Source organism: Aquimarina aggregata (genome assembly GCF_001632745.1).
In the GTDB taxonomy this organism is placed as follows: Bacteria; Bacteroidota; Bacteroidia; order Flavobacteriales; family Flavobacteriaceae; genus Aquimarina; species Aquimarina aggregata.
On sequence record NZ_LQRT01000024.1, the window covers coordinates 368360 to 392822 of the forward strand.

Consider the following 24463-nt stretch of genomic DNA (forward strand, 5'->3'; position numbering starts at 1 on the left):
TTAAACAAAAATAGTATTATATAGTAGTAAATAATTTTAATTTAATGTTAAAAAATAGTATTAATGAAGATTTATGAATTAATAAAGCAATTAATTAATCTTACAGGAGAGTTTGTAACGAATAGATTAGATAGAGATATCACGATAAAATCGTTTTCGAGTTGGTTATCTAAATATCTAGACGAAACTATCGCAACAGAAGAATATGAAATAACAGGACACAGTATAGAAGCAGAGATAGCTGCCTATATTGGTAGAATGAGTAGATATTCTAATGTATATATTAAGTCGGCATTAATTGATTTGCCATTTGCTACTGATATGGATTTTGCATTTACAGCAATACTTCATCGTTCTGGATCTATTGGGAAAACAGAGTTAATTAGAAAAATGGCATATGACAAATCTTCAGGTATGGAAGTTATTAAACGCTTACTGAAAAATGAGATTATAGAACAGTTTCCTAATCCAGATGATAAAAGAAGTAAGCTACTAAGATTAACTATAAATGGTGAAGAAAATGTTATAAAAGCGTATTCTGAGGCGCATAAAGCTGCAAAAATGGTTAGTGGCACTTTAACAACTACCGAGCAAATTACATTATTAAAAACACTCAAGAAATTAGATGATTTTCATTTTCCGATATATTTAGAAGAAGAGAAAGATTTAAATTTGATTATAAAAAAATATGCAAATCAATAGAAAATGATAACGGATAGATTTTACTATTTTTAACCTATGAATGATACTTTAAATATAGCACTTATTCAATCTCATTTAGCTTGGGAAAATGCAATACACAATCGAGCGGCATTTGAACAAAAAATAAACTCAATACCAACCGAGGTAGATCTGATTGTTTTGCCTGAAATGTTTACTACTGGGTTTACAATGAATGCTTCTGAAGTTGCAGAAAAAATGGATGGAGATACTATAAAGTGGCTTGTTACTATGGCTAAGACAAAACAATGTGCTATCACTGGAAGTTTGATCATACAAGATGGTAAAAAGTATTACAATCGATTAGTGTTTGTTTTTCCAGATGGTAGTTATCAAACTTATGATAAACATCAGTTATTTACTTTGGCAAAAGAAGATGAGGTATTTACTGCGGGTCAAAAAGAAGTTATAATATCGTTTAAAGGTTGGAAAATAAAACCTCAGATATGTTATGATCTTAGATTTCCAGTATGGGCTAGAAATACTTCAGAGTACGATGTATTACTATATGTAGCCAGTTGGCCAAAACTTAGAATAAATGCATGGGATACATTATTACAAGCAAGAGCCATCGAAAATATGTGCTACTGTGTTGGTGTAAATCGAATAGGTCTAGACGGAAAAGGGTATGAATATAATGGGCATTCAGCAGTGTATGATGTTCTCGGGCATTCTGTTATAGAAACAGAACCAATTGAAAAAGAGGTTATTTTATATGCAACATTAAATAAATCTCATATTTCTAAGGTTAGAACTAAATTACCATTTTTAAAAGATTCAGACGCTTTTAATTTACTCTAGAATAAAAGTTTGTTTTAATTCCCAATTGGCACGAACATCGATTAAATCGGGGAAATATCGAACAACTTCTGGTTGTATTCCTTTTAAAAAGTCTCCGGTATCCCATTTTCCATTTTTATTTGAATCAATCATGATTCGTATAAGATATTTACCAGGATTAAGGTGATCAAAGGTGATTAATTCTTCTTTTTCTGCAATCTTTTCTGAGATTACATCGTTTTTTTCATTAGTAACTTGGACTATTACAGGATATGTTTTGACATTTTGTAGCGTAAGGAAAATAGTACCATAATCAGCCAATTTTTTTGTTCTAAAATTAAAATTAATCGTATCATTCACATTACCGATAAAATCTTTAACAGCTTCGGGGAGCATTTGTAATGTGTAACTATTGTCTTCAGCTTTATCAAAAATTAATTCAGCTTCATTTTTTGAAGTATTTAGCTTTACAGAAAAAGGAACATTAAGAGTATCTTTATCGGTTAAAGTTATTTTTTCTTGATTAATACTATCTAAAGGTGTATTTGCTGTAAACGTGTAATTTTGATTTAATTTTACAGTAGAGCGTATAGATGACGATAGTTGTAAAGAGTCTTTATATTGATCTTTAAATCTGGTAATTAAGGTGTCTCTATATCCCTTTGTGTTTGTAACCTCGAAAATCAAAGAATCAGTTTCAAAGAAAGGTTTGAACCAATAATGTAATGTGTCTTTTTTCTGATCCTTGTAAACTAGCTCCTTAAAATCTTCAGGAGTGTCACTTAATAGTTTTATTTTCATACTATCAAGTTGCCCTTCAAATGGAAATATAAATTCGTTTTTAGAAACTTGCTTTGGCAGTAAGGCTTTATAACCCAGTACTTCCTTAAATAAGTTTAGGTTAAAAATTTTAGCAGTATCTTCTGGTATAGTAACAATATCTTCATAAAAACCTATCTTATCTTGTTTTGGTTCATACAGGTAGTTCGAAGATGCATCTTTAAGAGCTATAAGTTTAAACTTTCCTTTTTTAAGATTGTAAAAATTAAAAACAGTACTATCTAATGTGTTAGTTACATATCGTGGCACTGTATTAAATACAAGGGAGTCCGAATATTCTTCGTCTATTTCGTAAAGCGCAATGGTAATATTAGGATCGGCTTCATTTTTTATGGCATCGGTAATAGTACCTTTTATACTCAAAGAATCAAGAAAATCTCCAGTAGAAAATACATATCTAAAAAAGGGATATGCATTTCCTTCATTATTGTCTTCAACACTTTCTCCAAAATTGATACTATATGTAGTGTTTACGAGCAGAGTGTCTTCAAATTGAATTTTTATGTACTTGCTTGCTCCACCTAACGGGGTTATAGTCGGTTTTGGATCCATTGGCGGAGAAACAATAATCTGCTGTTGAGCATCCTTTAGTTTAATATATTCATCAAAATAAATACGAATTTCTTTTTTATCGAAATTTGTAGAGAAATTAGGAGGAAAAGCTTTCACGAAAACAGGAGGTGTCTCATCTTTTTCTCCACCAGAAATTGAACCTTTTTTTGCACAGCTAATTATAAAAACCAATGCCAAGACAGGTATCAATATGGTATTTATCCTTTTGTTCATATTACCCTAATATTTTAAAGACACAAAGAAACAATTATATTGAAAAACAAAAAAACTTAATAAAATACTATTCTGTAATTGCCATGGCTGCTACACTAATTTTAATTCCAGGGATAACTTTTAAAGCTTGTATACAAGCTTCTATAGTAGCACCAGTTGTTATAATATCATCTACAAGTAAAATATGTTTGTTTTTCAGTAAAGACTCATTTTCTATGCTAAATGTTTCAGAAGTATTATCCCATCTGCGAAGACGTTCGCGTTTAGATTGCTTTTTATTGTAGGATTTTTTTTTGAGAACAGTATCTATATAGGTTATTTCAAGCTTTTTAGCTATTTCTATTCCAAATTTTGCCACTTGATTATAGCCGCGTTCGCGATATCTTTTTTTGTGTAGAGGTACAGGTATTACAAAATCAATATCTTGATAATCAGGTTTTTGAATTAATTCATCTCCTAGCCACTTTCCTAATTCTTTTCCAATTTCTTCTCTCCCTTTATACTTAAGATTATGAATTAAATTCTGAACTAAACTATCTTTGCGAAATATAAATAAGGAACACGTATTTTCTACTTTGACACGACCATAAAATACTTTTTCAATTTTTTTTGCGTTTACGTTATGGAAATTACTCAAAGGAAGCTCATGTCTGCAAGAAGTGCATAGCAACCTTTCGTTTTTATAAAGTGGACTGTCACAGGCTGCACAGTATACTGGATAAAATAAATAAGCCAAGTCTCTTAGCATTTTAGTAGAGAGATTAACATTAATTATTATATTTAACTATTGAAATAACCATCAAAAATTAGAAATACATTATTATGACAACTCAAAACAATAACTTGACCCTTAAAATTCTTATCGGTGTTCTAGGAGCGCTGTTACTTATTCTGGGTATTTTTACTTATAAGTTTTATAACGAAGAGAAGGAAAATAAAGCAATTTTGCAAAAAGAAAAGGATCTTATTGAAAGTGAACTAGGAGAATTGATTACAAAGTATGATAATGCTATTGCGCTTAATGAGGTAATGGATGATCATTTACTTAAAGCAAAAGAACGTATTGTAGTGCTTTTGGATAGTGTAGAAAAGAATGAAGCTAATTTAGCCTTGATTTCTAGATATAGAAGAGAAGTTGGAAAGCTTAAGAAAGAAAGAGAAAGATTGTTTAAACTTGCAGATAGTTTGACAGTTGCAAATACGCAACTTGCAACAGATCTTGATAGTACATCTGTAGCATTAAATCAAAGAATTATTTTTTCAGACTCTTTACAAACACAAAACAGTAGACTTGCAGAGATTGTAGAAAGAGGATCAGCTCTTACTGCTGCAAATATTAAAGCAGAAGGTGTGCGTGTGCGTAACAGTGGTAAAATCTCTACTACTCCTAGAGCAAGTAAAGCAGATAAAGTGAGAGTGTGTTTTACACTTTCGCCCAATAAATTAACCGAAAAAGGAGATAAAGAGCTTTTTGTACAGGTTATAAACCCTGAAAATAATCTTATCGGAGATAAAATCTCAGTAAACTTTGATGACGCTATACTAACATATAGTGGGCGAAACAAAGTATTTTATGAAAATGATGAGTTAGATGTTTGTGTCCTAGTTGATGCAGCCGAAGGAGAATTAGTAAAAGGAAACTATGTAGTTAACCTATTCTCTGGGCCAAGAATGATCTCTAATACACAGTTCGAATTGAAATAATTATAAGCGTATATAATAAAAACCGTCGTATGAAAGTATGGCGGTTTTTTTATGCATTTTTCAGAAATTACTTGCTTTACTTATTAAATGATAAAATTCGTTTTTAAATCATTTAAATTGAATTATTTTTGCGAGGCAAGTTTTAAAAAACATTAACGATATACTACGTAATCGGTTAAAGTTTTAACAAAAGAACGTATATATCATATATCCGTTCTTAATTTTTAATCGAAATTTTTGAAAAGAAATTGTTTTCAAAAATTTTAAATAACTAAAATGGCAAAGCAAGAAGATACATTTAAAAAAGTTATCGCCCACGCAAAGGAGTATGGGTATATATTTGGTTCTAGTGAGATTTATGATGGTTTAAGTGCCGTATATGATTATGGTCAAAATGGAGTAGAACTTAAAAAGAACATACGAGAATACTGGTGGAAAAGTATGGTGAACATGCATCAAAATATTGTTGGTCTAGACGCAGCTATATTTATGCACCCAACCACTTGGAAAGCCTCGGGACACGTAGATGCGTTTAGTGATCCTCTTATCGATAACAAGGATTCTAAAAAAAGATATAGAGCAGATGTACTTATCGAGGATTATGCAGAGAAACTGTATCAAAAAGCTCAAAAAGAAATAACCAAAGCTAGAAAACGATTTGGAGATGATTTTGATGAGGAGCAGTTTGTATCTACTAATCCCAGAGTTGTAAAATATCTATCTGAAAAAGAAAAAGTAATAAAACGCATGTCTGCCTCTTTAGATAATGATGACTTAGCAGATGTAAAAGCGTTAATAGAAGAATTAGGAATTGCAGATCCAGAAACAGGATCCAAAAACTGGACAGATGTTAGACAATTTAATCTAATGTTTGGAACCAAATTAGGAGCATCTGCAGATTCGGCAATGGATCTTTATTTAAGACCAGAAACAGCACAAGGAATCTTTGTTAATTTTCTAAATGTTCAAAAAACTGGCCGTATGAAAATACCTTTTGGGATTGCTCAAACAGGTAAAGCCTTTAGAAACGAAATTGTAGCACGCCAATTCATTTTTAGAATGCGCGAATTTGAACAAATGGAAATGCAATTTTTTGTACGCCCAGGAGAAGAAATGAAATGGTACGAGTACTGGAAAGAAACTAGATTAAAATGGCATCATTCCTTAGGGCTTGGAGAAGAAAACTATCGTTTTCATGACCATGATAAACTTGCACATTATGCAAATGCTGCTGCAGATATCGAATTTAATTTTCCTTTCGGATTTAAAGAATTAGAAGGAATACATTCTAGAACAGATTTTGACCTTAAAGCACACGAAGAGTTTTCAGGTAAGAAATTGCAATTTTTTGATCCAGAATTAAAAGAAAGTTATGTCCCATATGTAGTAGAAACTTCTGTAGGATTAGACCGTATGTTTTTGGCAGTATTCTCTAAGGCATTACAAAATGAAGAGCTTGAGGATGGAAGCACCAGAGTAGTATTAAAATTACCTGCTGTAGTAGCCCCGATTAAGGCAGCAATTCTTCCGTTAGTTAAAAAAGATGGTTTGCCAGAGATTGCAAAAGAAATTGTAGATGATCTAAAATGGAAATTTAATGTAATGTTTGACGAGAAAGATGCTATTGGTCGCCGTTACAGAAGACAGGACGCAAACGGAACACCATTTTGTATTACTGTAGATCACGAAACTGTAGAAAACCAAACAGTAACGATAAGAGATAGAGATACAATGGAGCAAAAACGTGTTGCTATCACAGCTCTTAAATCTATAATATCCGAGAAAACCGATGCAGAGTATTGGTTGAAATAATATAATTAATATTTCGTTTCATTATAAAGCTACTAAACATCTTGGTAGCTTTTGTGATCTTTTAGCTAAGTATTTTTTTTCAAAATTTAAGTTGTATTTTACTGATATACAGTTGCGTTTTGAAGTTTAATTGTATTTTAGCCTTAAAAATAGGAGTTTTCCCAAATATAAATTGTTATATATGCTATTGAAAAAGATTGTAGTTATTGTTTTCCTTTTTTCTGTTATTACAGGAATTTCTCAAGAAAAAGAGGTGATGAATGCTAGTATGACTAGCTCTTCTACATATATGAGAGAAGTAGGACCCTTAGTAGGTAAAACATTAGTACCAGAAAAACCAAGAAAAGGAAATATCAATCCTAGAAGAATAGATGCTAATAAAGTAGTACCAGGAAAAGGACTTCCCTTTGGAAAAGATCCACTTTTAACACAACAAAAGAACTCGGTTATTGTAAGAGCAAACAAAGCACCTTCTTTAACTTTTGAGGCTAATGCTAGTGCTTCTGCACCTACAGATCCAACAGGAGCAATTGGACCAAATCACTATGTTAGTGCTAAAAATTCAGCATTTGCAATACATGATAGAGCGGGAGTCGAGCTTGTAGCTTCTTCTTCATTAGAAAATATTTTTCCAGGCGAAAGCTTAGGCGATCCTATAGTCTTTTATGATAGTTTTGCAGATCGATTTGTAATAACACAATTTTCAGATACACCCAATGGTTTTTTAGTAGCAGTAGGTAAAGGGCCGGATCCTGTAAATGATGGATGGTATACATACCGTTTTGATACAGGAAGTTTTCCTGATTATACAAAATTCTCTATATGGTCAGATGGATATTATATAACAGCCAATAAAGATCAGGGATCACAAGCGACAAGTGAAGTTGTATATGTAATTGATCGTACTAGAATGCTGCAAGGTAAAGAAGACGTGAAAATGGTAGGGTTTCCTTTACCAGGAGCAAGAATAGGAGGGTTTTATAGTCCGGCAGGCTTTAATGCAATAGGAAATACATTACCCCCAGAAGGAGATGCTAGAATTGTTTATTTTCAAGATGATGGATGGGAAGGTGTAAGTGAAGATGCATTAAAACTTTGGACAATTAATGTGGATTGGTTTAATCTAGAAGCATCAACGATTACAGAATCAGAAGAATTTACAGTAGGCTCTGGTGCTATTAATTCGTTTGATAATACTTTTGATGGTGGATCTTTTGGTAATATCCCGCAACCTGGAACAGAGGGTCAGGATATAGATGTTCTACAAGGTGCAGTAATGTACGCTTCTAATTACAGAAGGTTTTGTGATTATAATGCGGTTGTTTTAAATTTTGCAGTTGATATAGATGATAGAACAGATACTGCGGGTGGAGACCTCGATAATATTGCAGGAATACGATGGTATGAATTAAGGCAAGCTGCAGATGGTCAGCCATGGACTGTATATCAAGAAGGAACGTATACTTCTCCCGATGGTAAAAGTGCATGGTGTGCGAGTATGGCGATGGATGTTTTCGGTAATATCGGAATGGGATATACCACAATGGGAACTACAGATAATGGTGCGACAGCAGATAGTTTTGGGTCAATACGTTATACGGGTAGATTGGCTACAGATCCATTAGGGACAATGACTTTTGCAGAGCAAACTATCGCTACAGGAAGTGCTATTAATATTACACAAAGAAATCGCTACGGAGATTATGCTCAACTTACTGTGGATCCTGCAGATGATAGAACATTTTGGCATATAGCAGAATATTTTGAGGATACAGGAGATAATGCAAGAAATATAGTTGGTGTATTTAAGATTGGGGATGATCCAACTAATGATGTAGGTATTACAAAAGTTGACCAACCAATAGATGCTATTTTGACAAATGCAGAAATCATAACAGTAACATTAAAAAACTTTGGAGCTACTGCACAGTCTGATATCCCAGTTAGTTACTCTATTAATGGAGGCGCAGCGGTTATCGAAATGTTTGCAGGGCCTCTTAATGCAGGTGAAACCGCTTCTTTTTCTTTTGCAACCGCAGCAGATTTAACGGCAGATAGAGAATATACAATCACAGCAGAAACAAATTTAACCGGAGATACTTTTCCAGAAAATGATTGTGCAATGCAAAGTGTGAAAAATCTATTTTCTAGTGATACTGGTGTAATAGATTTGGTTTCGCCACAAGTAGGAGATCAGCTTACCTCAGAAGAAGAAATTACGATTACCATTTTTAATTTTGGAGGAACAGAACAATCCAATATCCCGGTTTCTTATACTATTAATGGAGGCACACCGGTCAATGAAGTTTTTACAGGGACTTTAGCCCCTCGTGAATCTGTAAGCTATACATTTACAACCACGGCCGATTTGCAAACATTTGGAGAATATAGTTTTCAAATAGGAACAGCTTTAGCAGGGGATCAGGATGATTCTAATGATGCAGTAACAAGAACCATAATTTATGAATTTTGCAGACCCACGGCTAATTGTTCTCGTTTTAGAGATGGGATTATTTCTTTTGAATTAGCAAACGTTTCAAATACTCCGATAGGATGTAGCAGTAGTGGATATGTTGATTTTACTAGTGATTTTGAAATAAATTTAAGTAAATCAGTGTCAGAATACACAGTAACTGTTCAATCAGGATTTGCTAATGATAGTGGAGCAGAACGTTTTTCTTTGTGGATTGATTTTAATGATAATAGTATATTTGAGGAAACAGAATTGTTGCTAGATAATCGAATAATTTCTGTAAGCGATACAGATCAGGACTTTACACTTTCATTACCTCCAGATGCTGCTTTAGGAAGTCATTTGTTAAGAATAAGAGGCGGAGACACAAATACTAATTCTGGAGCTCCATTAAATGACCCTTGCGGTTCTATGGAGTTTGGTACAACACATGACTATACAGTGGTTATCAGTGAAGAGGTAATTGCTCCTGTGCCTGATACCGAGCTACTAGTTATAAGTCAGCCTGAAAATCAGTTCGTGATCACTAAAATAGAAGCAAATGCACCTGCAGAATTGAGAATTTACATATTTAACATCTTAGGTGGTGTAGTAGCTTCTAACTTATTAAAAAAAGATGGTAGAAATACATTTACCTACGAATTAGATATGTCTTTTGCTAGATCAGGAGTTTATTTTGCCAGATTAGGCGATAATAAATCAGACGCGCAAGGTTTTTTCGTTAGATAAGAAAGTTCTATGCACTCATTCTGTGCGTTTACTAATTTCTATGATAGATACAGGTCTGGCGTCATTACATCTGCTGGGCCTTCTTAGACTACCGTATTTTACCCATACTTTAGTTGGCATTTGATCTTTAAAGAACTCTTCCAGATTAATAGGGTCAAGATTATCCTTGAACTCTTCAACATTAAGAATGTATGGGCAACCAGAAGATTTACTTGTGGCAATAGTTCCTTTGCTAAATCCTTTATCTTTCATTTGCTTATCAGTAGTTTGTTGTGCCTCGGTCTGTGCGTTCGATGTGTCTTTTGAATTCGCACCTTTTGCAGGAACGCAATTGTATGCACTCAATAATATTAGAAAACAGGTTATTTTAAGCATATTTTTCATGTGTTGAGGTTGTTTTGAATATAAAGATCAGAAAAATTTATTAGAAAACTTCAGAAATTAAAAGCTTTAGAAGCTACGAAAAGGACTGTAAATGCAACATAAATGTATTTATAGTGTATTTAAACTACAAAAAGTCAAGAAGAGACCTAGAATAAAATACTGGTAAGTTTTATTTTTACTAAAATTTTTAAATCCACAGTCAATGAAAATCATCTCATACAATGTTAACGGAATTAGAGCTGCAATCAATAAAGGCTTTTTAGAATGGTTACAACAAGCAGATCCTGATGTGATTTGTTTGCAGGAAATTAAAGCCAATAAAGAACAATTAGATCTTGAGGTTTTTGTAGAGGCTGGGTATTCTTATAATTATTGGTATAGCGCACAAAAAAAAGGATATAGTGGTGTTGCTATTCTTTCTAAGACAGAGCCTGATCATATAGAGTACGGCACTGGTATTGATTATATGGATTTTGAAGGACGTAATTTAAGAGCTGATTTTAATGGTGTTTCTATAATGAGCATGTATCTGCCAAGCGGTACTAATTTAGATCGTTTAGAATTTAAACTTAAATATATGGCAGACCTTCAAACATATATTAATGACCTTAAAAAGGAACGCCCTAATTTAGTAATATTAGGAGATTATAATATATGTCATGAAGCCATAGATATTCATGATCCGGTACGCAATAAAAATGTATCTGGATTTTTGCCAGTGGAACGTGAGTGGATTGGTAATTTTATAGAAAGTGGTTTTATAGATTCTTTTAGGCATTTTAATACAGAACCTCATAATTATTCTTGGTGGAGCTATAGAGCAAATGCAAGAGCTAATAATAAAGGATGGCGTTTGGATTACGGAATGGTAGCTGAACCTTTAAAAGATAAACTAAAAAGAGCCGTTATCTTATCAGATGCTAAACATAGTGACCACTGCCCTATTGTGGTTGAACTAGAATTATAAAAAGTCAAGATACGTTCATAAAATGTTAACCCCCTTATACATATAGTAATGATTAAAAAAATAGTATTGATAACACTATCAGGTTTGTTAATGACCTCATGTGTTTCATCAAAAGTATACAAAGACTTAGAAGGTAAATATGCCAGTCTAAAACGAAAAAATAGAAAGACGCAAGATAAATTAGTTGCGTTACAAAAAGTTAGTGATGCAGATAAAAAGGCATTAGAGCAGCTAGAGTCAGAATATCAAAAACTCAAAGCCGAAAGAGATGATTTTGAAGGAAAGTATAATGCTGCGCAAGCCAATTATAATAATATAAAAGACTCTTATGATGCCTTAGAAAAAAATAGCTCTGCTGCGATTGCTGCTAATAGCAAAAAGAATAGAGAATTACTAAGTAAGTTAGAAGAAAAAGAACGAACCTTGGCACAAGAACGCAGTCGTTTAGATAAACTACAAAGCGATTTAGAGGCACGGTCTAAGCGTGTTAATGAGTTAGAAGGACTAATTGCTGCCAAAGATGCTAAAATGCAAGCATTAAAATCTGCCATATCCAAGGCGCTTCGTAATTTTGAAGGAAAAGGACTTACGGTAGAAGAGCGCAACGGGAAAGTGTATATTTCTATGGAAAATAAACTTTTATTTGAGTCGGGTAGTTGGGCGGTAGGTACGCAAGGAAAAAAGGCCGTAAAACAATTGGGTAGTGTACTTGCCCAAAATACAGATATTGCGGTTTTAATAGAAGGGCATACAGACGATGATCCGTATACAGGTAATGCACAGTTATCTGGTAACTGGGATTTATCAACCAAAAGAGCAACGGCGATAGTAAATATCTTGTTAGAGAATAAAAAGATTGATGCACAGAACCTGACTGCCGCGGGTAGAGGTGAGTTTGCACCTGTTGCCTCTAACGAAACTAACGAAGGAAAAAGTAAAAACCGACGTATCGAGGTGATTTTAACGCCAAAACTAGATGAAATTTCTAAGCTGTTAAATGATATCTAAAGATGAGAAGTTTAGGCATAAAAAAAGCGACCAAGTTGGTCGCTTTTTTTATTTAAGATATTGTGAGTTCTTCTATAAGTCTTCTAGTATAGAATCAATAGCTTTTGTATTGTCAGCAGTAAGACTTTGTTTAACTTTTTTCAAAACAACATCAAATTTTCCAAGAACTTTTTCAGTTTGTCCTTTATTTAGATTAATTTTTTGACCCTGAGAAGTCAATAAATAAAAATTATAAAACTCTACAGTAACTGATTTGTCTAACGCCCTTTGAAAAGAAGTGGTACCGCTATTTCTTACAATTGAAATTACGTTATCATTGGCAACTACTTTATCCGTTTCCTTACCTATTTCAGTAGCAAGTTCATACAATTCGATAAATTCAGCATTGCTAACTGACCAATCCTGAAAAGAATTGTCTGTTGCCTGAGCCTGAACAGTTACACTTGCGCCTAGCACAAATAGAAGTAGAAATAATTTTTTCATAATGTTTGGGTGTTTAATAATGTATTATAAGTTTATAGGTTAATTACACCGGTTATCTAAACGTCATAAAACTTTTTTTATTGTTAAAATAACCTTAAAGATTGAGTCAAAATACTCAATTTATTTGATAAAAACCAAAAAGTGTGCCACGAATTTAATAAACAAAAATAATATCCTTAATTATGTATATAGTGAAAAAGTATACTATTTTTATACTAAAGCATAAAAATAAGGAATACAGGTAACAAAAGGACATTACCAGACGTTTATAATACCCCAACTTAATTTAAAACTATAAAATAAATGAAGAGGCTATCCATTTTTGTAATAGTAATAATATCCATGTTCAAAGGAGTGAGTCAGGAAAGTGAAGAAGAGTACCAGTATGAAGAAGAAACACAAAGTGAAGAAGAAGTGCCAGAGGATGAACAAGGAGATAACAACTACTTTGACATTTATAACTATTTTAGTTTCACCAATGATGAGTATGCCAATGCTATGGATAAGGTAAATGAGATGTATCCAGAAGATCAAAATGTCCTAAATGCATTCGTAGTAGAAGTCCAAAAAGATAGAGTATTAAAAGATCGCTTGTTCAGGGAGTTGATTGTAAAACCAAACAAAAAGCGTCCTTACAAGGGTAAGGATAGCCCGGGGTTTATGTGTATCCTACGTGGTCTTCTAGAAAACAAAACAGTATATGATGGGATTGTTAATGGCGGAGGTACCGAAGATCAGGCTAGAAATGCCGCAGCCCTTGCCGAAAGAACAGTCCGTAGAAAGTGCGGTATCGCCAAAAAAGCGAATAAAAGTGAATAAGTTGTAGCATACACTGTTTCCATATTCCAGTAAATTCGAGTCATAGGTGTTGTTTTATCAATATATCAGCGAAAAACACAACCTATTCTGAAACCGAAATAACCTTTGATTCTGACTCATTGTCACATTGAATAATTAGACACAGTTCAGTACGAGCTTGTTAAAGTGCTGTCGAAAGGTATAACTTTAGGCTGTTTGATCAGGATATTGTTTCATTTTTAACTAATCTTGAAGCTTTGGAAAGATTTTAGCAAAAAAACCTGGTTTTCAATGAAATTAAAAGAGGTTGAATCAATAAAACAAACTTCAAAATGAATCTAAGGTATTGGTTTGAAGAAACAGTAACATTTTTAGAACCTTTGACTATATAAAATATGACAACAATCACATATTTAAGATAAAACCACAAAATACTTGAAGGTGTATTCTTAACATAAAGAAATAATAAATACGAATATTCTTAAAATAATCTTTACAATTTGAGAAAACGACAATCATGTGGTTAAATCATTAAGTTATCGTTATTTTTAATGGTTAGTTTTATCCTTGAAAATTAAATACTTAAGAAATGAAAACCATCACTAAAACGATTTCGTTGTTATTATTAATCACATTCATATTTGCTTGTGAGAACGAAACGTCTCAAAACACTGTTGAAGAAAATTTAGGAGATATTGCCGTTTCAGATGAAATTGCACAAAAGGCAGGGCCTTGGACAAGACAGTTCACCGACAATTTTGACAATACAGTAAGTACAAGTAAATGGGAAAGAACAAATAGAAGGGATTATAATTCGAACAACTGCGAATATGTTTCAGGAAACCCTAGAGTTACAAACTTTGATAATAGATCCTGTCTAGAATTATCGGCATATAGGTATAGTAATAGATATAGATCGGGGCATGTAAAATCTAGATTTTCCTTCAAGCCAAATCGTAATGAGCAGTATCGTGTTTCTGCATCAATTAAGTTAATTGCTAAACAAGGATCTAATTATAAAGGTTTTGCACAAACTTATGGGGCATGGCCTGCTTTTTGGACCGTAAAAGAACAAAATTGGCCTACTGGGGGTGAAATTGATATTATGGAAGGGTACTCTTTTGGAAACTCAAGCCATTTTGCAAGTAACCTGTTTTACGGCACCAGTACAGGGCAAAATTTGTTAGAAACAAATGCAGAAAGAAGATATCCAAATAGTGAAGGGTGGCATACCTATGATCTGTATTGGACGAATATAAATGGTAATGTCTATTTAGATATTCTTGTAGATGGAAATAAAGTGGCAAATTATTATAATGGTATTGATAGTGACCTTAGACTACAGAATTTTGGGCCACATAATGTTATTTTTAACCTTAATGTAGGTTCGGATACCGGTATTTTTGACAACTCTAGAATTAATTTATTCTCTAGGACTTATATGTATGTAGATTATGTGCATGTAGATAAGAGAAGCCTATAGACTTGATATATTAATTAATATATGATGCTCGTGCAATGCATTTTAATAACATTACCTCATGGTATTGGGTTTTTGGAATTGGTATTTTGTGCATTCTCGGATATTTGATATATAGATATAAGATAAGACAAACATAAGTCATTTTAGATAATAGGCTGATAATTAGGTATTTTAAGATATTATAGTATCTTTAAAGAACCCTAAATTATTTTAAAAACCTATATTTTATGTTTATTATCTTCGGAACACGAGGACTAAAACACACGGTTAGTGATAGTCCTGTTTTATCAAATTCATGTCCAAATTGTAATAATGGTAGTCTTGTCAATAAGTTATATCGACGATGGTTTACCTTATTTTTTATTCCGGTAATCCCACTTGATACAGTAGATCGGTTTTATGAATGCGATAGTTGTAAAAGTGCCTATAATGAAAGTATCAAAACAATTTTACAGCGGTCTAAGGAAGAAATTAATGAAAATCAAAAAAGAGCAACATCAATATATGCCAAAGCACTTATTGCTGCAATGACGCATATGGCTATTATCGATGAGGATTTTGCCCCTGAAGAAGAAAGAGAGATTAAGGATGCTATAGAAGGTTTTCAAGAGATGAAAGAAGAGCTTCTGGCCATTCATGAAAATGTAAAAGTAAATGCAAATATGAATAATCAGGTATTTGATTTTTTAAATTCGGCTAGAAATGAATTATCATCAGAAGCTTTAATTAATATCCTTGCGCAAGCTGCAGTTGTTTTATTAGCAGATGGTACAATAGAGAAAGAAGAAGAAAATCTTATGAAAGAGTACCTTATCGCTTGTGGACTCCCTAAAGAAATGTATCAAACATTGATTGATAAACTGAAACAAAAGGATATGACTACCCTTAAAAAAGAACAAATGAATTAATAGTTATAATCTGTCACATTGAGTGGAGTCGAAAATGTATTGAAAATCAAGATATATATTTTTCGACTACGCTCGAAATGACCGAAAAAATAATCTTTTTAGACATCCTCTTTTATTTATATTCTAAAAAAATAGGTATCTTCGCATTGGTATTACTAATAGTTCTTGAAATACCATACTCCATAGTTTTTGAATTTATGTTTAATTTTTAAAACTATGTATGATGAATTGGAAAATTCAAAAACTATTGAATGGTGAGACAATTGTCTCCAAAGAACCAGGTAATTCTATGTTACCCATTTTGAAATCAAAACAACCTGTACTGCTCGAACCAGTTGATTGGCAAGATTGTGAAGCAGGAGATATTGTTTTTTGTAAAGTAAGAGGGAATTGTTTTACGCATTTAGTCAAAGGAAAAAATGCAAAACGAGGATTACTAATTGGTAATAACCAAGGACGCCTTAATGGGTGGACAAAAAATGTATATGGTAAAGTAATAGAGATATTGCCAATATCATAGATGAAGTAGCGCTATAAGCGCTTTTTTTGTTTTACTACCTATCATAAAATTAGCATGACTACACGAAATAGAGGCAAAGAAGCAAGCGATGATCGTTTATTTGGAGATCTCATTATACAAGAAAAATTAAAAGAGTCTTTAAAAGATATATATTATTTGCTCTCTCGAGGTTTTGCAGAAAAATCAACAGTACAATTAGTAGGTAATCGATATAAACTTAATGCTCGACAACAAAAAGCAATACATGGGATGAGTGCTGGTACCCAACAAATCATATGGCGTACTGATCATTCTCTATCTCCTGAACAGTTAAAAGACAAAACCCTTATCATCGATGGATTTAATATACTAATCTTATTAGAGAGTGCTTTGTCTGGAGCATATGTGTTTAAAGGTTTAGATGGGTACTATCGCGATTTATCTGGAGTGCATGGAACATACAAACGTGTAAAGAAAACAGAAGAAGCTGTTTTGTTGATAGGGCAAACTTTAAATAGATTACAAGTTGCATCAGTGCATTGGTATTTTGATGCTCCGGTTTCAAATAGCGGAAAATTGAAAACAATACTTCGTGAATTAGCAGAGCAAAATAATTTTTCTTGGGATATATATTTGGATAATAACCCCGATAAGGTATTAGCCACATCGGATCATGTTGTGGTAAGTTCTGATGCTTGGATTCTTGACAGAGCTCAAAAGAACTTTAACCTTGGAAAATATTTGATAGAAGGTTGTTTAAACGATATAAATACGATTTTTGCAGAATAATACCTCATAGTAAGACTTCCCTCATTCAAAAGATCTGTTCCCTCATTCTTGATTTCATAACAGGCAATTTCATTATACATTTATACTATTCCAACTTAAATATTTGACAAACGAACATGATGAATAGTATTTTTTTGGTTGGTTAGTTGTTAAAGCGGATGTGATAATGGGGTAGTCACATCCGCTTTTTTTTGATGATTCAGAAGGTATAGTGAAGTAGTATAATTATTGTGAAAATTTTTACAATAGTTTAAAGCAATACTTTCTATTTTTACAAGCTTTAATGCTATGTAAAAGAAGATTATCAAATAATGAGATACACTACATTACCAAACACAGATATACAAGTTAGTAAGATATGTCTAGGAAGTATGACCTGGGGGCAACAAAATACTGAGGCCGAAGGACATGAGCAATTAGATTATGCAATCGATCAAGGCATAAACTTTATTGATACTGCAGAGATGTATTCTGTGCCAGGAAGAAAAGAAACGCAAGGTAGTACCGAACGTATTATAGGATCATGGTTTGCTAAAAACAAGAATAGAGATAAGGTAATTTTGGCTTCAAAAATCACAGGCCCAAGTCCAACTTTTAGTTATATTCGAGAAAATATGGGCTTTTCTAAAGCAGCATTACATGATGCTATACATAAAAATTTAGCGCGTCTTCAAACAGATTATATTGACCTTTATCAGTTACATTGGCCAGAGCGTAATACTAATTTCTTTGGTAAAAGAGGATATACGCATAATGAAAATGAACAATGGGAAGATAATTTTAACGAGATATTAATTTCGTTACAAGAGCTAATAAAAGAAGGAAAGATCAGGCAAATAGGGATTTCTAATGAAGCTCCTTATGGAGTAATGCGTTTTGTAGAAGAAGCTAGAAAAGGGATGCCAAAAATAAGTACTGTTCAGAACCCTTATAATTTATTAAACAGAAAAGACGAAATAGGGTTAACAGAGGTGTTGCATCGTGAAAATGTAGGGCACTTGGCTTATTCACCTTTAGGTTTCGGGATGTTAACAGGTAAATATCTAGAAGAAACACCTAAAGATTCAAGATTAGATTTGTTTCCAAACTATAATCGTTATATGGGTGAGAATAGTTTTAAGGCCACAAGACAATATAACGAGATTGCCAAAAAATACGGTATTAGTTTAACGCAAATGGCATTAGCGTTTGTTACAGATCAATCTTTTGTAACCAGTAATATTATTGGGGCAACTAGCATGGCTCAGCTTAAAGAAAATATAGGTAGTATTGATGTGATCCTGTCTGATGAGATTTTGAAGGAGATTGAAGCTGTGCATGAAACGTTTCCTAATCCAGCACCTTGATAGTTTATTTATTGAATTACGTTTTTAAGGTATTTTTTAAGCATAAATTAGATATATATAGCCATTCTTGTTTCTAGAATGGCTTTTTTAAACTAGTTAGCGAACGCGTATATATTAAAAAGGAAAAGGATTTATATTTTATCACCCAAACAAATGTTCTACAACATCTTCAATTTTAGCAACTAACTGAATTTGAATCTGGGTGTTTTGTAAAGAAATTTTATTGTATTTAGAGACAAAAATGGTTGAAAATCCTAGTTTTTCGGCCTCTTGTATACGTTGTTCTACTTTGGTTACAGGGCGTATTTCTCCGGCAAGGCCTACTTCTGCAGCAAAACAATGGTCTTTCTGGATAGGGATGTCTTCACTAGAGGATAATATGGCGGCAACTACCGCAAGGTCTATAGCGGGATCATCTACAGAGATACCTCCCGTAATATTTAAAAAAACATCTTTGGCACCAAGTCTAAAGCCTGCTCGTTTTTCTAAAACAGCTAGAATCATATTAAGACGTTTTAGATTATACCCTGTTGCACTACGTTGAGGTGTTCCATATACAGCCGTACTCACAAGGGCTTGGATTTCGATCATTAAAGGTCGCATGCCTTCTAAGGTAGATGCGATAGCCGTACCACTTAATTCTTCATCTTTTTTAGAAATTAAAATCTCGCTAGGATTGCTAACTTCTCGTAATCCACTGCCCTGCATTTCATAGATACCCAACTCAGATGTAGATCCAAAACGATTTTTTAAAGCTCTTAAAATTCGGTAAACATGATTGCGATCTCCTTCGAATTGAAGAACAGTATCCACCATATGTTCCAGAATCTTTGGTCCTGCTATGTTTCCATCTTTTGTAATATGCCCAATTAGAATAACAGGTGTTGCGGTTTCTTTAGCAAATTTGATGAGCTCTGTGGTGCATTCTCTGATTTGTGAAATGCTTCCTGCACTACTTTCTATATAGTCACTATGTAGGGTTTGTATAGAATCAATAATAACAATATCAGGAGTAGTAGCCTCAATTTGCTTAAAAATATTTTGTGTTTTAGTTTCGGTAAGGATAAAGCAGTTGTCTGTTTTAGAATCAATACGTTCTGCACGCATCTTGATTTGTTTTTGACTTTCCTCACCAGAAACATAAAGTGTCTTATACGGTAATTTTAAACTTATTTGCAGTAAAAGAGTGCTTTTTCCGATACCGGGTTCACCACCTAATAAAGTTAATGAACCAGGCACTAATCCTCCACCGAGAACACGATTCAACTCTGCATCATCAGTATTGTACCTTGCTTCCTGACTAGTGTCAATTTCAGAAATACGAAGAGGGGTAGCAGTTTTATTGATTTTTGAAGCAGAAGTTGCGTTTTTCCAATCGTTTTTTTCTGCTTTTTGAACTACTTCTTCGGCAATTGTATTCCACTCTTTGCAAGATGTACATTGCCCTTGCCATTTAGCATATTGAGCTCCACAGTTTTGACAGAAAAAAACAGTTTTGGTTTTGGCCATAAAAAATAAGATGAGATGTAAAAATACTATTATTTGACTTTAAACCTAAAGTAGTGTTCACAAAAAAAGATCCTTACAAAGGACCTTTTTTTCTATTTATGATTTTTGGTGATTTACCAGCCAAAATCTTCTTTAATTTTATTAACCTTATCTAGCATATAGTCCTTTGTTAAGAAAGCTACCTCTGATAATTGGAAACCATTTTCATAAGCTCTCATTGCCTTTTTAGGTTCGCCAGTCTGCTCGTAAAATATGCCTAGATAATAATGCCCAAGCATAGTGTCTGGATGTTCTTTTATTGCCAATTTCCCTAGAGGTTCAAGTTCTTTCCATCTTTCGTCTTCGTCTCTAGCTTTTTTCTCTATAGCTGTAGATACTGCTATAAAATCATTTACTCGTATTTCTCTCTTAATACCGTATAGTTGCTCTGTTGTTCTATACATATCTACCAGATAGTCGTATACAGAAGTTTCTAGAGGAAGTAATACTTCTTTGTAAGTCTTTTTGCTTATTGGACGATACATTTCGAACATTGCCTCTAGTGCTCTAGGAATGCCTCTACCAACTAGGGTGTAATGAGAAGATTCTTCAAAATTATCAAAGAAGTAATGAGTTTCCAGATTTTCTACAGTTTGCATTTTCTCGTCTAATGCTAAAACGCTTTTTTTAATCCCTTCAGCATCATTTGTAGCAGTGGCAAGATAGTACCAAATATCAGAACCAGAAGCTATTTTGCTAGAGATTCGCTCTGCCATTGGCGGAGCTAGCTCTGGACTTAAACAAACGTATCCTTGAAATATAGGGTTGTCTTTAAATAAAAAGTAATTCAAAAAATTTGCCGTATAATCATGACCAACAATGATCTTTAATTGAGCAGTACGATAGGTTTGATTTAGGTAGGGTACTAATTCTTGCCCTATAAACTCATAAAATTCTGAACCTTTAAGAGTAGGTAAGAATTCTGCCGTATCATACTCACAATCATTTTCTCTTGTTTTTTTCTGATTTACCCCAACTACAATAGATTCTGGCATATCTTCCCAGTAGGAAAAATAGTCTACATTACCTGCAACAGGTTCAAATAGGTAGTCAGCATCTAATACAATGATCAACGGATATGTTTTCTTTACATTTTTTTTATAATTACGAGGCAACTGGATTTTTAGTTCTCGACTTTGATCTAGTTTTATTGATCTAAAAGACTCGTAGATAGCCTGACTATAACCAGAAACGGTTATTATACAAGCAATAATAAGAGTTATACTTTTTTTCATAAGTAATAGAATTAAGGTTAAGCAAGGGACAATATATAAATAATTTTGTTATCTCTCTCGGTTAATAATGGGCAGAAACAAAAAGGATAACGCACCAATAATTATATTTATTGCGGTTTGTGATCCCCATAATATCCATCCGAAAGCCTCTCCAGATGGCTTGTCTATGTCGAATAATAGTAAAATAGCGGCAATTGCAACAGGAAATGCTCCTATACCTCCATTAGTAAAAGTCATAGCAAATGATCCTGCTACGAATGTAGCAAGTATAGGTCCTAGTGATAGTGAAGCTGTTTCAGGAATGGTGAATTTGATCACATAAAACATTGCGACATATAAAATCCAAATTAAAGCAGTATGAAAAATAAAAGCTCCTTTTTGTTTTATATTGGTGATTGTTTTTACACCTTCTAAAATACCATTGCCAAAATCACGAAGCTTAGCGAGAAATGAATTTTTTGAGGTTTTTATAATTCTTAAGAAAATAATACCTGCAAATAATAGACCGCCTAGTACTGCCAGATATATAAATGGGCTTGCAATTTTTTCTTGTAAATACGTTAATAAATATTCAGATTGAAAAAGAAGAGTTATGCCTATAATAAGTAATAGCATAAGTAAATCAATTACTCTTTCTGATATAATGGTGCCAAATGCTTTTTTAAAAGGAATGCCTTCATAAGTCGAGATTGTACCACCACGAAGAATTTCTCCAGATCTCGGTATTCCGAGATTAGCTAAATAGCCTATCATTAATGCCATAAAACTATTAGATACTTTAATAGAATATCCTAAAGGTTCTAGTAAAAATTTCCAACGATAAGCTCTGGAAAGATGAGAAAGAATCCCCATAGTAAGTGATAGTATAATCCATTTAGGATCAGCTTGCAGTATGTACTCTAATGTTTTTTGTCGCTCCTCGGGAGTAGCAGAATGTATAGAATACCAAATTAAAAAAACTCCCAGAATAAGTGGGAGCACTATTTTAATTAGTTTTACAAGTTTAGGATTCACGTTACTTACGTTAGTAAATTATTTTCCTCATTAGGGAAAAGAAGTTTAGGTTTAAAATCCTTGGCTTTTTCGATATCCATCATAGCATATGTGATTAATATCAATACGTCACCTTTTGCTACTTTTCTAGCCGCAGCTCCATTTAACGTGATTTCACCACTATTTCTAGGTCCTGGTATCGCATACGTTTCTAGTCGTTCTCCATTATTGTTGTTGACGATCTGCACTTTTTCTCCTTCGATGATATTGGCGGCATCCATTAGGTCTTCATCAATAGTGATACTACCTATATAATTTAGATCGGCACCAGTAACTTTAACGCGATGAATTTTTGATTTTACTACGTGTACAAACATGTTACAAAGTTAGTTATTTTTAATTTAGGGCAATATTATCTATGAGTCTTATTTTACCAGCAAATACTGCAATAAATGCTCTATATTTTGTTTCTTTTTGTTTTTGCTTAATAGATTTTAAGTCAGACACCTTGGCAATTTCAAAATATTCTAGTGTAAGCACCTCATTGTTCTCAAATTGTTTAGATACCCATTCATCTAGTTTAGTAACACTTTTTGTGCCAAAGTCTTTTTGTACTTGTTTGAGTGTCTTATAGATAATAGGTGCGGTTTTTAGCTGTAGCTCGTTTAACCTTTTGTTTCTTGAGCTTAAGGCTAATCCACTTTCCTCCCGATAGATAGGACAACCAATAATCTGTATTTTCATGTTTTCAATCTCAACCAATTTTTTCACAATTTGTAACTGCTGAAAATCTTTTTCACCAAAATATGCTTTTGTAGGAGAGACTATAGTAAACAAATGTTTGAGTACAGTTCCTACGCCGTCAAAATGTCCAGGGCGAAATTTCCCTTCCATTTCATGTTCTAATCCATGAAAATCATACGAAATCGAAGAGACTTGCTCGGTATACACTTCTTCAGGTTTAGGAGCAAAAACTACAATGTTATTAGACGATAAGCTTGATAAAAGCTTAACATCTGATGTTAAAGTTCTTGGGTAATTCACTAAATCTTCGGAATTATTAAATTGTGTAGGGTTCACAAATATGCTAACAATCACAATATTATTTTCTTGAATTGCTCGCTCTACTAATGCAAGATGACCTTTGTGTAAGGCTCCCATAGTAGGCACAAAACCTATAGTTTTCTGCTTTTTTTTAAGACTTGCAACATAGTTTATAATGTCTCGTCTTTTTTCGTGTACCTGCATTGGTCTATAACTTAAAGGGTGCAAAAATAAGATATTACTAGCAGACTGCATAAATTTTCGTAATTTTGCAAAATTAATTCCACAAGGAGGACGATAAAAGTATCGATTATATGAAAGATAAGAGGATATTGTATGTATCATCAGAAGTAATACCTTACCTACCAGAGACCGAAATCTCGTCAATGTCTTTTGAAGCACCAAGGATGGTGAACAGCAAAGGAGGGCAAATACGAATTTTTATGCCTAGATATGGCAATATTAACGAAAGAAGACACCAATTGCATGAGGTGATCCGTCTTTCGGGAATGAATCTGGTAATAAACGATTTGGATATGCCTTTAATTATTAAAGTAGCTTCCATACCAAAAGAGCGTATGCAAGTTTATTTTATTGATAATGAGGACTATTTTAAAAGAAAAGCTACGCTTACTGACGAGGATGGCAATTTGTTTCCAGATAATGACGAACGCGCAATCTTTTTTGCTAAGGGAGTTATTGAAACTGTGAAAAAATTGAATTGGTCTCCAGATGTAATTCATGTTCATGGGTGGTTAGCATCTCTTTTACCGTTATATCTTAAAAATTATTATGCAAATGAACCATTATTTGGACATAGCAAGATAGTTACCTCGGTATACGATCATGGTTATGAAGGTATTTTGGATAAGAATATGATGGGTAAAGTCAAGTTTGATGGAATCGATGAAGAGAAAATTAGCGTTCTAGAGCAGCCAACATATAATAATGTTATGAAAGTTGCTATAGATAACTCTGATGCTGTAATTGTAGGATCAGAGAAAATTCCTGATGAGCTTGTAAAATATTTAGAAAATGTAGACCAGCCTGTACTAGAATATAAACAACCAGATGAATTTGCAGATGCCTACGAAGCCTTCTATCAAACAGAAGTATTGGTATAATTAAAATAAT

At 33.2% G+C, this 24463-nt stretch carries 23 protein-coding genes; 14 read left to right on the top strand and 9 right to left on the bottom strand.

Translation table 11 applies throughout. The features are described from left to right. The first annotated feature begins 63 nt into the window (after window positions 1-63). Window positions 64-702, top strand: coding sequence for a MarR family winged helix-turn-helix transcriptional regulator (locus tag AWE51_RS16800; protein WP_066315651.1), 639 nt, complete (start codon window positions 64-66; stop codon window positions 700-702). A gap of 36 nt (window positions 703-738) precedes the next feature. Continuing rightward, window positions 739-1521, top strand: coding sequence for an amidohydrolase (locus AWE51_RS16805; protein ID WP_066315653.1), 783 nt, complete (start codon window positions 739-741; stop codon window positions 1519-1521). Here AWE51_RS16805 and AWE51_RS16810 read toward each other — a convergent pair. Together AWE51_RS16810 and AWE51_RS16815 are read right to left on the bottom strand one after the other, a co-directional pair. After that, window positions 1513-3126: an Ig-like domain-containing protein gene (locus tag AWE51_RS16810; RefSeq protein ID WP_066315655.1), complete on the bottom strand. Its 1614-nt coding sequence runs from the start codon at window positions 3124-3126 to the stop codon at window positions 1513-1515. The two genes, AWE51_RS16805 and AWE51_RS16810, sit on opposite strands and share 9 nt — an antisense overlap. 67 nt (window positions 3127-3193) lie before the next feature. Further along, window positions 3194-3874 (bottom strand): ComF family protein, encoded by a 681-nt coding sequence (locus tag AWE51_RS16815; RefSeq protein ID WP_066315659.1) that lies wholly within the window; start codon window positions 3872-3874, stop codon window positions 3194-3196. Window positions 3875-3948: 74 nt separating this feature from the next. Here AWE51_RS16815 and AWE51_RS16820 point away from each other — a divergent pair, with 74 nt between their 5' ends. The 3 genes from AWE51_RS16820 to AWE51_RS16830 all read left to right on the top strand — a co-directional run bounded on the left by AWE51_RS16820 (window position 3949) and on the right by AWE51_RS16830 (window position 9844). After that, entirely contained in the window at window positions 3949-4830 is an 882-nt protein-coding gene (locus AWE51_RS16820) for a hypothetical protein (RefSeq protein ID WP_066315664.1), read from the top strand. A gap of 276 nt (window positions 4831-5106) precedes the next feature. Next, a complete protein-coding gene (locus AWE51_RS16825) occupies window positions 5107-6642 on the top strand; it encodes a glycine--tRNA ligase (RefSeq protein ID WP_066315666.1) in 1536 nt (511 codons plus the stop codon). Window positions 6643-6823: 181 nt separating this feature from the next. After that, a complete protein-coding gene (locus tag AWE51_RS16830) occupies window positions 6824-9844 on the top strand; it encodes a GEVED domain-containing protein (protein WP_066315668.1) in 3021 nt (1006 codons plus the stop codon). A 15-nt stretch (window positions 9845-9859) separates the two neighbouring features. Here the strand turns inward: AWE51_RS16830 and AWE51_RS16835 are convergent, their stop codons facing one another. Beyond that, window positions 9860-10228: a hypothetical protein gene (locus AWE51_RS16835; protein WP_066315670.1), complete on the bottom strand. Its 369-nt coding sequence runs from the start codon at window positions 10226-10228 to the stop codon at window positions 9860-9862. Between the two features lie 202 nt (window positions 10229-10430). On the opposite strand from AWE51_RS16835, the gene AWE51_RS16840 reads away from it, so the two are divergent. After that, a complete protein-coding gene (locus AWE51_RS16840; RefSeq protein ID WP_066315672.1) occupies window positions 10431-11195 on the top strand; it encodes an exodeoxyribonuclease III in 765 nt (254 codons plus the stop codon). A gap of 48 nt (window positions 11196-11243) precedes the next feature. Further along, complete coding sequence (locus tag AWE51_RS16845; RefSeq protein ID WP_066315681.1) at window positions 11244-12203, top strand: OmpA/MotB family protein; 960 nt, start codon at window positions 11244-11246, stop codon at window positions 12201-12203. A 72-nt stretch (window positions 12204-12275) separates the two neighbouring features. Here AWE51_RS16845 and AWE51_RS16850 read toward each other — a convergent pair whose 3' ends face one another. Then, the gene (locus tag AWE51_RS16850) at window positions 12276-12686 is read right to left on the bottom strand and encodes a hypothetical protein (protein WP_066315683.1); all 411 of its coding nucleotides are present in this window, start codon (window positions 12684-12686) and stop codon (window positions 12276-12278) included. A gap of 303 nt (window positions 12687-12989) precedes the next feature. On the opposite strand from AWE51_RS16850, the gene AWE51_RS16855 reads away from it, so the two are divergent. From AWE51_RS16855 to AWE51_RS16880, 6 genes are all read left to right on the top strand, one after another. After that, the gene (locus AWE51_RS16855) at window positions 12990-13505 is read left to right on the top strand and encodes a hypothetical protein (protein WP_157766141.1); all 516 of its coding nucleotides are present in this window, start codon (window positions 12990-12992) and stop codon (window positions 13503-13505) included. A gap of 568 nt (window positions 13506-14073) precedes the next feature. Beyond that, window positions 14074-14967: a glycoside hydrolase family 16 protein gene (locus tag AWE51_RS16860; RefSeq protein WP_066315685.1), complete on the top strand. Its 894-nt coding sequence runs from the start codon at window positions 14074-14076 to the stop codon at window positions 14965-14967. A gap of 227 nt (window positions 14968-15194) precedes the next feature. Beyond that, window positions 15195-15875, top strand: coding sequence for a TerB family tellurite resistance protein (locus AWE51_RS16865; RefSeq protein WP_066315686.1), 681 nt, complete (start codon window positions 15195-15197; stop codon window positions 15873-15875). Between the two features lie 223 nt (window positions 15876-16098). Beyond that, window positions 16099-16395: a phage repressor protein gene (locus AWE51_RS16870; RefSeq protein WP_198403842.1), complete on the top strand. Its 297-nt coding sequence runs from the start codon at window positions 16099-16101 to the stop codon at window positions 16393-16395. Between the two features lie 54 nt (window positions 16396-16449). Next, window positions 16450-17163, top strand: a complete 714-nt coding sequence (locus tag AWE51_RS16875; RefSeq protein ID WP_066315689.1) for a DUF434 domain-containing protein — start codon at window positions 16450-16452, stop codon at window positions 17161-17163. Window positions 17164-17474: 311 nt separating this feature from the next. Next, complete coding sequence (locus tag AWE51_RS16880; RefSeq protein WP_066315691.1) at window positions 17475-18509, top strand: aldo/keto reductase; 1035 nt, start codon at window positions 17475-17477, stop codon at window positions 18507-18509. 141 nt (window positions 18510-18650) lie between these two features. On the opposite strand, the gene radA is transcribed toward AWE51_RS16880, so the two are convergent. The 5 genes from radA to panC all read right to left on the bottom strand — a co-directional run bounded on the left by radA (window position 18651) and on the right by panC (window position 23533). Continuing rightward, window positions 18651-20018, bottom strand: coding sequence for a DNA repair protein RadA (gene radA / locus AWE51_RS16885; RefSeq protein ID WP_066315693.1), 1368 nt, complete (start codon window positions 20016-20018; stop codon window positions 18651-18653). Between the two features lie 113 nt (window positions 20019-20131). Further along, window positions 20132-21292, bottom strand: coding sequence for an alpha/beta hydrolase-fold protein (locus AWE51_RS16890; RefSeq protein ID WP_066315694.1), 1161 nt, complete (start codon window positions 21290-21292; stop codon window positions 20132-20134). Window positions 21293-21340: 48 nt separating this feature from the next. After that, complete coding sequence (locus AWE51_RS16895; RefSeq protein ID WP_066315696.1) at window positions 21341-22306, bottom strand: lysylphosphatidylglycerol synthase transmembrane domain-containing protein; 966 nt, start codon at window positions 22304-22306, stop codon at window positions 21341-21343. 5 nt (window positions 22307-22311) lie between these two features. Next, window positions 22312-22662, bottom strand: a complete 351-nt coding sequence (gene panD, locus AWE51_RS16900) for an aspartate 1-decarboxylase (RefSeq protein ID WP_066315698.1) — start codon at window positions 22660-22662, stop codon at window positions 22312-22314. Between the two features lie 19 nt (window positions 22663-22681). Further along, window positions 22682-23533, bottom strand: a complete 852-nt coding sequence (gene panC / locus AWE51_RS16905; protein ID WP_066316358.1) for a pantoate--beta-alanine ligase — start codon at window positions 23531-23533, stop codon at window positions 22682-22684. A gap of 110 nt (window positions 23534-23643) precedes the next feature. Here panC and AWE51_RS16910 point away from each other — a divergent pair, with 110 nt between their 5' ends. Continuing rightward, entirely contained in the window at window positions 23644-24453 is an 810-nt protein-coding gene (locus tag AWE51_RS16910; protein WP_066315699.1) for a glycogen/starch synthase, read from the top strand. The last annotated feature ends 10 nt before the right edge of the window (window positions 24454-24463 follow it).